Raw genomic sequence first — 11,290 nt, 5'->3', positions numbered from 1 at the left:
GCGAATAAAGGACGGAGTGGAGCACTAAAGTTTGCAGGGTAGATTAGTGCTTTGACCGTTGGTCTCAATTTGCAAGCTATCGAATACTTTTCTTTTTTTAATTGAGCACGTTTTGTCTCGAATGAAATATTACTGTTAACGCTATGTTTATTTTTTGAGCGCAAGCCCATTTATACCTATTACTTTGGAGGTAGATCGCACTTTTTAAATTTAACTTTTACTAATTTTTCCTTATGAAACAACATTTAAGTTTCAGTTAAGCTTTCATTAACAATTGAACGGCATTGGGGCGTTTTTTATGTTTTTTGCAGGGAAGAGTATTAAATGAAGTGGACTCGAAATATTTCAGGAGGCGATTGGGGATTAAAATGATTGATAAGTTGGTGTCATTGCAGAATTTCATGATAAAAGCTTAGCGGCTGCTAGTGTTCTGATGTGAAGCGCAATGTTAGACTAGCGCTCAATTTGGCTCTGGTAGCAGACGCGTAAGCGCTAACGTTTTTAAAGGGTATAAGTCTTGGCTCAATTGTATTTTTATTATTCGTCTATGAACGCGGGTAAATCCACTTCCCTATTACAGTCATCCTATAACTACCGTGAACGCGGTATGAATACTTTGGTCATGACAGCTTCCATAGATGACAGGTATGGCAAAGGTAAAGTGGCCTCGCGTATTGGCATTGAAACCGAAGCACAGGTATTTAGTAGCCAAGATGATTTAACTCAAATGATTAGCGATGTGCATCAAGCTACGCCATTAAGTTGTGTGCTGGTGGATGAGTGTCAGTTTTTGAGTAAAGAACAGGTTAAGCAACTGACGCATGTGGTCGATAATATTGATATTCCTGTACTCTGTTATGGCCTAAGAACGGACTTTCAAGGCGAACTTTTTAGCGGCAGTCATTATTTATTAGCTTGGGCCGATAAATTAGTTGAGTTGAAGACTATTTGTCATTGTGGCCGTAAGGCTAACATGGTGGTGCGTCTTGATGGTGAAGGCAAGGTGATGCGCGAGGGTGAGCAAGTGGCGATTGGCGGTAATGAAAGTTACGAGTCTGTCTGTCGCAAGCATTTTCGTGAATTTATCTGGGATGCGCATGAATATGTGGGATGAGGCTTCGTTAATCACGTGTGATTATTGAGCGACTCATTCTTTTTATGCGACTTAAATTAGCTCGTTTTGTTTTTAAGTCATACTGTCTGTTGCCTTAATCGCTGAAAATACCTTGATATCAACAAATTAATATTTGGCAAAATGTACTATCAGCTTAACATTAGTATTGATTAGTGGCGGTTGTGGGTCACAGGCACCCTTCTTTACAGTGAAGTTAGGTTTGATAAAGTGTGGAACATAATGGGTACTAAGACTAATTAATAGAGCCGGATAATGGCTAGATGAGTTTGATATCTTGCTTTACTGAGTGGCAACGGATTTGCTGAGTTGCATGAAAGATGAATATTTTAGTGTTTTTTTGGAGCTGTTTTGCCTAATTCCACATCAGAGATGAAGTTCGAAAATTATCGTCCTCGTCCACCACAACCTGAGCCTAAAGCTAAGGTTAAGCCGCCGCGTAAAGCCAGATCAAAGGGCAGGGTCTGGTTCTTATTTTTCATTCTGATTTGCTGCGCTGCATTGCTGATTGGACTTGAGGTTAAAACTTCGTTTTACCAAGCAAAATTCATCAATCAATATGCTAAGACGCTCACCTATGAATTAGAAAGCTCACCGAGCCAAGCGGTTATTTATCCTAGTTATGGTCCTTTTGATGAGCGCCATGGCTACAGTAAGTTACCTCAATATATTGATAGGTTATTGCAACGGAATTTTCAGGTTACTCAACAAGTGGCGTTTTCGCCAGCGTTGCAGGAATACGCTCAACTTGGATTTTTTCCGCCTTACCATGAAAAGGCTCAATCTGGGTTGACGCTGCTCGATTGCCGCAATACTGATTTATACGAATTTGCCTATCCTAAACGGGTTTATCAGGACGACGATAAGATCCCCAATGAAATCGTTAATACTTTACTGTTTATTGAAAACCGCGAGTTATGGACGACGGAAGAGAAACTCAATCCTGTGATCGACTGGCCACGTTTTGTGGTGGCAGGTATGAGTCAAATTGCTGAAATGGTTGGTATGAATGTCTCTACCGCGGGTGGCAGTACACTCGCGACTCAGATTGAGAAATTCCGCCATTCTTCCCAAGGTTTAACCTTGAGCATTAAGGATAAGTTACTGCAAATTGGCTCGGCCAGTGTGCGCGTGTACCAACAAGGTGAAAACACTGAACCTGCTCGTAAGCGCATCGTTCAAGATTATCTGAATACCGTGCCATTATCTTCGGCGCCAAATCATGGTGAAGTTCATGGTATTGGTGATGGATTGTGGGCGTGGTTTGGTACCGATTTCGATACTGCAAATAAGCTGTTAGCATCGCCGCAGATCAAAGGTAATGCCACCAAGCGCGGACAAGTATTCCGGCAAGTAGTTGCCTTGATGATCGCCCAACGTCGTCCGTCCTACTATCTATTACAAGGTCATGAAGATCTTGAAAACTTAGTCGATAGCCATATCCGTTTACTCGGCCAGTATTATTTGATTGATCGTGGTCTACGTGATGCTGCACTCGCGCAGAAATTGCAGTTTAAGGTCGCCAAGCCGCAGCGTAATACCCAATCTGGCGCAGATAAGGGCGTGAACACAGTTCGCATTCGCACCGCAGGCATGTTAAATGTGGGGCTGTATGATTTAGACAGGCTCGATTTGACGGTCAATAGTAGCTTACACAGTGACTTACAGCAGAAAGTCAGTCACTACTTACGCAGTCTGGCGCAAGTGCCTACCGCGGAGAAAGTGGGTCTGCTTGGCGAACGGTTACTCGACCCAAGTCAACTGCAAAACGTACTGTATAGCTTTACGCTTTATGAGCGCACTGAGACCGCCAACCGAGTTAGAGTGCAGACGGATAGCACCGATCAGCCTTTTGATATTAACGAGGGCAGTAAGTTGGAATTGGGCTCAACCGCTAAATTGCGGGTGATGGCGACCTACTTAGAAATCATTGCCGAGATCCACGACAAGTATTCCAAGAAACATGGAATTGAATTGGAATCCATCATTATCGAACCTAGGGATCATTTAACCCGTTGGGCGATTGATTACTTGATTTTGAATCCCGACAGACGTTTAGACCGCATGTTAGATGCGGCGTTACAGCGAGAATATTCGGCCTCAACCAGTGAACAATTTTTTACCGGTGGTGGGTTGCATGTGTTTAATAACTTTAAAAAAACAGAAGATTTAAAAACGCCAACACTTTACCAAGCCCTGCAGGATTCGGTTAACTTGCCGTTTGTGCGCCTTATGCGCGATATTGTGAATTACAGCAGTAGTATGCAAAACGAGGGCAATATGGCCCAGTTGCTGCGTAATGATAAAGATCCGCGCCGTGACGAATATCTGCGGGTATTTGCTGATAGAGAAGGTAATACCTTCGTTACGAAGTTTTATCGTAAGTACAAAAAAGTGGCTGCGAATGAGCGTTTCGACATGTTTTTTGACGGTTTGTCCCAGTCGGAGCAGCAGTTGACGGCGGCGTATCGCTATTTACTGCCCGATGAACCTATGGCGGCATTTAAGGCTTTCTTGAAGCAAAGATTGCCACAGGTAAGCTATACCGATGGTCGTATTAAGAGCTTATACAACAAGTACGGTCCGGATAAATATAATTTGCCAGATCAAGGCTATATCGCACGGGTGCATCCCTTGGAATTGTGGGTGCTGGATTATCTTAATCATAATCCTGATGCCAACTTGAACGATGTTAAGCAGGCGAGTGAAGCACAACGTCAAGAGGTTTACCGTTGGTTGTTTAGGACGCGGCATAAAAACGCCCGTGACGTACGAGTGCAAGTGATGCTTGAAGTTGAAGCCTTCCTTGACATACATCAACGTTGGGCGCGTTTAGGTTATCCCTTTGATTCTATGGTGCCATCCTTAGGCTCAGCACTGGGTAGCTCGGGTGACCGACCCGCAGCCTTAGCCGAGCTGATGGGCATTATTCAAAACGACGGCTATCGTTTGCCCACAGTGCGTATCAATCAGCTGCATTTCGCCGCAGATACGCCCTATGAAGTGAGATTGCAGAATCAGAACACCCAAGGTGAGCGGGTAATGCGCCATGAAGTAGCACAAGCCTTAAAAGCAGCGCTGGCGAACGTAGTGCAAAACGGCACCGCACGTCGTTTAAAGGGCATTTTTACCGATGAAAAAGGTGGCATGTTAGCCATAGGCGGGAAAACCGGCACCGGTGATAACCGTATTGTGACTCAGATGCAGCAAGGTAAAAAAGTGGCGACTACGGCGATGAACCGCACTGCGACCTTCGTGTTTTATCTAGGTGACAAATACTTCGGTACTTTGACCGCCTTCGTGCCAGGCAGTAAATCCGATGATTTTAGTTTTACTTCGGCGCTGCCATTGCAGGTGATGAAGGGCATGATGCCTATTTTAGCTCCCTATGTACAAACCGAGCAGGGCATGTGTGTGGTGAACGAATAAAGGCATGAATTAATAAGTGCCACGCCAACGACAAAGAGTGTTCCAGATGAACACTCTTTGTCGTTTTAAGGCTTAAATTCTCTATCGATTGAGTTTATTGCTGTGGTTAACATGGTTTAGTTAAAGCACTGTGATAAAAGTGCAGCGATTAAGATTACTGCGGCGATAACTGGTAAATTTTTGATTTAGCTTCATCGGTTACGAGATAAATCAGTCCATCTGGCCCTTGCACGACTGAGCGCAATCTTTGCCCTAATTCAGTTTTCAGTAGCCGCTCTTCTTTAATAATCTTGTCGCCATCAAGTACTAAACGCACCAGTGTTTTTCCCTTTAGGCTGGCGAGTAACAGATTATTTCGCCACTGTGGAAATTTATCACCTGTGTAAAACATAAAGCCCGCCGTGGCAATCGAGGGAACCCATTTGTAGACGGGTTGCTCCATTCCCACCTTATGGGTGCCTTCGCCGATGTTGCCGCCACCATAATTCTCACCATAGGTAATCACTGGCCAGCCATAGTTTTTAGCCGCTTGGTCGATATTGAGTTCATCGCCGCCTTGGGGCCCATGTTCGCCCGTCCACAATACTTTGCTGATGGGATTGATCGCCGCGCCCTGCATATTGCGGTGACCAATAGACCAGATCTCGGGTAAGGCGCCAGCCGTATTGACGAAGGGGTTATCCTTAGGCACTGAGCCATCGGCATGAATACGCACCACTTTGCCTAAATGATTGTCCAATGTTTGTGCGCTATCTTTTTCACTATAGCGATCGCCGAGTGTGATAAACAGTGTGCCGTCAGGCGCCCACACTAAACGAGATCCAAAATGGTGACCGCTGTTGATTTTGGGGTGCTGACTAAAAACGCGGGTGAGATTTTCAAGCTTGTTACCATTGAGAGTGGCAAAACTGACCGCTGTGCTATTGAGCTCGCTTGCATCACCTTCAGCGGGTTCTGAATAACTGAAATAGATTTTTTTGCTGCTAGCAAAATCTGGCGCAAGCACGACATCAAGTAAACCACCTTGACCTTTGGCATACATAGGCGGTAAACCCGTTAAGGGTTCACCCACTTTGCCTGCGGTGCTGACAATGCGCATTCTGCCAGCGCGTTCAGTCACGAGCATGCTGCCGTCGGGTAAAAATGCCATGCCCCAGACATTTTCTAACCCTTGGGCTATGGTTTTTACCTGAATATTACCCGTTTCCGTTTTGACGCTAATGGTCGCTGCGCTAGCGGTTTCGGTGTAAATAGCCGGTGAGCATGCAATAAGACACAGGGCAAGATTTAAGGTGCTGAGCTTCAAGGTCTTTGGCATTAATTTACTCAGTCTCAAGGTACTCAGCTTCAAGGTCATCAGTTTCATCGCTATCCTTAATCACACTGTTCTCCTATAGGATGGATCAGAGTAACAAGTCAGTCACATAAGGGCAATTTATCGGTGAGACCTTGTATCGAAAACTCGCCTGTCCAGCTGTTATGAGCTTAAGCTTCACAAATCAAAAGTCTAACGTATGAAAACTAACGCATGAAAAACTAGCGCATGAAAAAGCCTAAGGCCATCGCTAAACCGACGATCACAATAAAGCCGCGTAGCAAGGGCTGTGAAATACGGTAGGCCAGCGCCGCCCCCACATAACCACCGACAATCGCCATAACGGCAAGCAGCAACAGATATTGCCCATCGATCACATTGCCCGCGGCATAAACCACAACGGCGATGGCGGTGAGCAGGGCTGAAATCAGATTTTTAAGTCCGTTCATCCCATGTAGATTGGTTTGCCCCATCAGGCCAAAACTTGCGAGTAGTATGATGCCTAAGCCACCATTAAAATAACCGCCATAGATACACACAGCCGACAGCATTATCAGTGCCGTTATCGGACTTAACATTGGCGTAGAGGTGTTTTCGCCTTGCTCAGCGATTCTTCGTTTGAGCAACCAAGGGCCAACAATAAAGGCCGCGGTGGCCAGTAGAATCAGCCAAGGGATCAGCTTTGCGAAGACTTGCTCGCTGGTGGTCAGCAAAATACCCGCGCCAATACTGCCGCCAATTAAAGCAATTAAGATCAGATTCTTAAGGCTAAGACTCGCCGGATATTCGATATCCTTTCTAAAACGCCATGCGCTGGCGATATAACCGGGCAGCAGCGCGGCTGTCCCCGTGGCATTCGCCGCAATCGGTGGAACCCCGACAAACACTAACGCTAAAAGGGTAATAAAACTGCCACCACCGGCAACTGCATTGAGCATGCCGCCTAAAAAGCCTGCGAGTGCAATAATAAGCCAGTCCATAGATACCGCTCCTTTGGACAATGAGAGAGATAAACAGAGCGCTAAAAATGTGTCTGTTATTATGAGTCAATCTAAGCACTCACCCTAACAGGATGATTTCGATATTGAAAGTCGCGTAATGATTCGTTACATATCGCCATTCGTGAAGGTGAAGATATAGGATGAGTGAGCAGGCTTTTACTTGCTTAGTGCTAGGGGACTTGATCCCAAATACCAGACATAAAAATAACCGCTGCTATGGCTTCACTTTGCTCGGTAAAAACATCTTCTCCCCAACAGTTTTGTCCACGTTCTTGGTAATAAACATGAAAGGTACTGAGCATAGGTGTTCGAATGCAATACCAACCATCGAAGGTATTCTTAGCAAAATGCACCCAATGCTGCGCATCAGCAGTTTGGATTTGCTGAATGAGTAATTCATTTTGCGATAGCAAAGCCACAAGCTCATTCGGGGTGGTTATTTGATGCTCGGCTTTTATAGCCTCGAGAAGATTTTTAAGTTTTATCATGGGATCCTTTTCATTCATCGAGAGTATCTACATCACTTTTAACGAATGGCCGCGGAGATGGAGGATTGGATTAATGCTTCAAAAATATCTGTTTGCCCGGCAGGAATAAGCTGCCTGTGAATTTCGCGGCGTTTCGCACTGTCGAATAAACGCTCCGCAACCCAACCGGTTAAATAGAGTGAGGAAAGGCAGCCACCCGCAGTGGCAATATTGCCATTAATCACGAGGGCGCAGTCTTCTACATCGACGCCCATGGCAACTAGGGCAGGTTTTGCATCGGGGTGAGTCGTTGCTGAAAGATTGTCGAGTAGCCCTAATTTGGCAAAGAAGAATGACCCAGCGCAGATACTGCCAAGCAATTGTCGTGTGGGATCTAATTTAAGGGCGGACATAAACTCAGTATCAGCAAGTGCCGCAGGTACGCCTTTGTAACCACTGCTGAATAATACCACGTCGGCATCAGCGACTTCGGCCACATGACCATCGGTTGCAACCGTCATCCCCAAGCTTGATATGTGGCTAGGTTTGGTCCCGAGTACTTTTACTGTCCAATCGGTTTTTGTACGGCCGAGAATATCGCGCATTAAGAAGAAATCGATATCGGTAAATTCATCAAATATCACAATCGCAATCTGGTACATAAGCTTTCCTCTGGCTTGTATTGTGGATGACTTAAGGCTTGAATACGCTCAACCTTAAGCCTTGGGTCCTCAATATTAATAGAATCATAATTTTATTGGTTATCCATTTTTTATGAAAATTTGGTTAATCAAAATCTTAACCAGCACTAAACGATGGCAGTCGCTTGGCGAAAATAGCATGGGCATCAAAATCTTGGCTTTGCATTCTGGTTAATGTGTTGGTTAACACCTCATCAGCAGCATCTTCAATCCGCTGTATCCCTAACGTTGCAACATAATCACTAAATGATGTGGATACTTGTTCAAACAAAGCTGTGATCTCGCCAAAGGCTGGATGACTGAATTGTGGGTTAGGCAAACCCCTAAGGGATCGCAGTTTCAGCAGCATTAACGCTGTCAATGGTAAATATGTGTGCGGTCCACCATTGAACTCAAAAAAGCACTTTTTATCCCCAATAACTGCTTGTTCTACCTGATGATCACACAGGGTTTGCAGCATAGTGCTGATGAATTCGATATCCTGTGTGTCCCAGTTATCTAAAAATGGCGCATAGGGGAAAGGAGCCGTTTTTCGCAGTGTCACTTGCACTTCCGTGGCAAAAGGCGGCTCAATAACGCCCAAATAGCGCCCATACAGCAGCACCAAAAAATCGCCTATAAAACTGTGGGAGCGAATTATCCAGCCTGAGCGCCAAGCCATTGCGTTGGCATAATACAGCTCGTCGGCCTCAGTCTTAAGCCCTGAAAAAAGCATCAGCACCAGCCTGAATACATGGGTTGTATCCCAACTAGCATTAGTAAAACCACCGGTGTTTTCAACCGCAGTGCAGTATTTGTAATAGTCTATGGCGGTATCAAAATAGCCGTAAGCGAGCGAATGCAGCAGCGGTGCCGCCTCGAGCTTGCCTGATTCAATATACGTAAGTTGTGCCGCAAGATTCCAATGGCATTCAGGTACTGCGAACTCAGATCCAAATAACTCCCACTGGCGAAAATCATCAGGGTAATCAATATATGCTTTTAATCTCTCGAATTTTTCCGCTATCCCAGTATCAATATAACCAGTCAACAAATACTGGTTGTATTCAAACACGTTTTTTGGATAATCGCGCATCAGCTTGCTGCTTCGGCTGCGTTTATTGAGAAACTTATCTAACATTCTGTGTATCCTTTTTACTTAGCTGGCGTCAAGTTTACCGTAACGGCGCTAAATATGACTATCTGTAGCATTTTTGAAGCAAGCATTAAGCGACTCCGTTGTAGCGATGGTGAACACACATTCGCCAGCAAAGAACCTTACTAACATATGGTGTTATCAGTTTAATGCGCGACATTGTTCATTATTGAATATGCTGGGATGGGGAGTAAACCGCACTCTTGCGTTGGCGACCATCGGAAAAAGGGACTTTTTCGTTGAGCCCCCAAGGATGGGTTTACGGCGTGTCGCCAGAGCATTAGTGCTGTTTATGGCGATAAGCTCTCAAAAAGTACCTAGACTGCAAAAGCTCACAAAAAACAAGGTTTGTAGTGAACAAGCTGGTGGTGAATTTTACTCATGGTTCCCCGTTTTCGCGGGGATGACAAAAGCAACAAGGCCCAGAATCATTTTCTGGGCCTTGTTGGTATCGTAAAACGTCGGTTAACGCTCAAAACTCTTTAGGCTAAAGCTTTCAAACTAACTTGAGTTTCAACCTTAGCCGCTATACGTTACTTGCGCATTTTAGAGAACGCTTAAAACACCATTTCTGGTACATGCTCTGGCACGATTAATTTGCCGGCGGTTTTGCTGACGATTTCTTCGACGCTGACGCCTGGCGCGCGCTCTAACAAATGAAATGCGCCATCTTTGATTTCGATAAAGGCTAAATCTGTGACGACGCGTTTAATGCAGCCGTAACCGGTTAGTGGCAATTCGCACACGGGTAGCAGCTTAGAATTGCCGTATTTATCGGCGTGCATCATAGTCACGATAATGTTTTCGGCGCCCGCGACTAAATCCATCGCGCCGCCCATGCCTTTGATGAGTTTGCCGGGGATCATCCATGAGGCGATAGAGCCATTCACATCGACTTCAAAGGCGCCGAGTACGGTTAAATCCACATGGCCGCCACGGATCATGGCAAAGCTTTCCGCCGATGAAAAAAATGAAGCACCTTTCACTGCGGTAACGGTTTGTTTACCCGCGTTGATTAAATCGGGATCTATGGTGTCTTCGGTAGGGAATTCGCCCATGCCAAGTAGACCATTTTCCGATTGCAGCATGACTTCCATGCCGCTCGGAATATAGTTAGCGACCAGTGTGGGAATGCCGATGCCAAGGTTGACGTAGTAGCCGTCTTTTAATTCTTTGGCGACGCGCTGAGCCAGTTGTTCTCTTGATAATGCCATGATATCTATCCTTTCTATTTGGCTTTGACGCTTTGGTCTTTACTCTTAGGTTTTTACCCTTAGTTTTTACTTTAGGGAGCTAAGTGCCAATTGCGTTAACTGTGTTTCAAGGTTTTGCCAGCGCCTTTTATTTCGCGGCTTTTACCGTGCGCTGCTCGATACGTTTCTCGAACGTGCCTTGAATAACGCGGTCAACATAGATGCCCGGCGTGTGGATATGATCTGGGTCTAGCTCGCCCGGCTCAACAATAAACTCGGCTTCAACCACAGTGATTTTGCCCGCGGCCGCCATCATAGGGTTAAAGTTGGCTGCGGTTTTACGGAACACCAAATTACCCATGGTATCGGCTTTCCATGCGCGCACTAAGGCAAAATCTGCGGTCAGCGATTCTTCTAACACGTAATGGCGACCTTTGATTTCGCGGGTTTCTTTGCCATCAGCGACTGGCGTGCCGAAGCCTGTAGCGGTGAAAAATGCCGGAATACCTGCGCCGCCTGCGCGGATCTTTTCCGCCAGCGTGCCTTGGGGCGTTAAAATCACGTTCAGTTCGCCAGAGAGCATTTGCTGTTCAAAGGTGGCATTTTCACCCACGTAAGAGGCGATCATAGTGGCGATTTGGCGATGTTTTAACAGTAAGCCAAGGCCGAAATCGTCAACGCCAGCGTTATTTGATATCGCCGTTAAGCCGTTAACGCCCATCTTAACCATTTGATTGATTAAGCCTTCTGGAATGCCGCATAGGCCAAAGCCGCCGACCATAATGGTCATGTCGTCCGATAAGCCTGCTAACGCTTCTTCATAGCTGCTGACGACTTTATTGAGTCCTGCCATTGTGATGTCCTTTTATGCTTTAGAAAACGCGCGGGAAATAACGCGCGTTTTTAATAACGGTTGT

At 45.6% G+C, this 11,290-nt stretch carries 9 protein-coding genes; 2 read left to right on the top strand and 7 right to left on the bottom strand.

Annotation, left to right across the window (positions count from 1 at the left end; genetic code table 11):
- Nucleotides 1-517: 517 nt before the first annotated feature.
- Nucleotides 518-1,114: a thymidine kinase gene (locus L5L91_RS03405; protein WP_263163494.1), complete on the top strand. Its 597-nt coding sequence runs from the start codon at nucleotides 518-520 to the stop codon at nucleotides 1,112-1,114.
- A 369-nt stretch (nucleotides 1,115-1,483) separates the two neighbouring features.
- Nucleotides 1,484-4,561: a transglycosylase domain-containing protein gene (locus L5L91_RS03400; protein ID WP_105252041.1), complete on the top strand. Its 3,078-nt coding sequence runs from the start codon at nucleotides 1,484-1,486 to the stop codon at nucleotides 4,559-4,561.
- Between the two features lie 154 nt (nucleotides 4,562-4,715).
- Here L5L91_RS03400 and L5L91_RS03395 read toward each other — a convergent pair whose 3' ends face one another.
- The 7 genes from L5L91_RS03395 to L5L91_RS03365 form a co-directional block, all read right to left on the bottom strand.
- On the bottom strand, nucleotides 4,716-5,927 hold the full coding sequence (locus L5L91_RS03395) for a PQQ-dependent sugar dehydrogenase (protein ID WP_263190975.1): 1,212 nt from the start codon (nucleotides 5,925-5,927) through the stop codon (nucleotides 4,716-4,718).
- 170 nt (nucleotides 5,928-6,097) lie between these two features.
- On the bottom strand, nucleotides 6,098-6,856 hold the full coding sequence (locus L5L91_RS03390; protein WP_105252043.1) for a sulfite exporter TauE/SafE family protein: 759 nt from the start codon (nucleotides 6,854-6,856) through the stop codon (nucleotides 6,098-6,100).
- Between the two features lie 191 nt (nucleotides 6,857-7,047).
- Nucleotides 7,048-7,365, bottom strand: a complete 318-nt coding sequence (locus tag L5L91_RS03385) for a cytoplasmic protein (RefSeq protein WP_263163490.1) — start codon at nucleotides 7,363-7,365, stop codon at nucleotides 7,048-7,050.
- Nucleotides 7,366-7,403: 38 nt separating this feature from the next.
- The gene (locus L5L91_RS03380; RefSeq protein WP_113940987.1) at nucleotides 7,404-8,006 is read right to left on the bottom strand and encodes a DJ-1/PfpI family protein; all 603 of its coding nucleotides are present in this window, start codon (nucleotides 8,004-8,006) and stop codon (nucleotides 7,404-7,406) included.
- A 136-nt stretch (nucleotides 8,007-8,142) separates the two neighbouring features.
- Nucleotides 8,143-9,165, bottom strand: a complete 1,023-nt coding sequence (locus tag L5L91_RS03375) for a hypothetical protein (protein ID WP_263235682.1) — start codon at nucleotides 9,163-9,165, stop codon at nucleotides 8,143-8,145.
- 572 nt (nucleotides 9,166-9,737) lie between these two features.
- Nucleotides 9,738-10,394 (bottom strand): 3-oxoacid CoA-transferase subunit B, encoded by a 657-nt coding sequence (locus L5L91_RS03370; RefSeq protein ID WP_006082325.1) that lies wholly within the window; start codon nucleotides 10,392-10,394, stop codon nucleotides 9,738-9,740.
- 127 nt (nucleotides 10,395-10,521) lie between these two features.
- A complete protein-coding gene (locus L5L91_RS03365; RefSeq protein WP_263163487.1) occupies nucleotides 10,522-11,226 on the bottom strand; it encodes a CoA transferase subunit A in 705 nt (234 codons plus the stop codon).
- Nucleotides 11,227-11,290 lie beyond the last annotated feature (64 nt).

Origin of the sequence: Shewanella sp. SM55, from assembly GCF_025654025.1 — a bacterium.
Taxonomy (GTDB): Bacteria; Pseudomonadota; Gammaproteobacteria; order Enterobacterales; family Shewanellaceae; genus Shewanella; species Shewanella oncorhynchi.
Note: the sequence above shows the minus strand (reverse complement) of the source record. Positions and strands in the feature narration are given on the sequence as shown.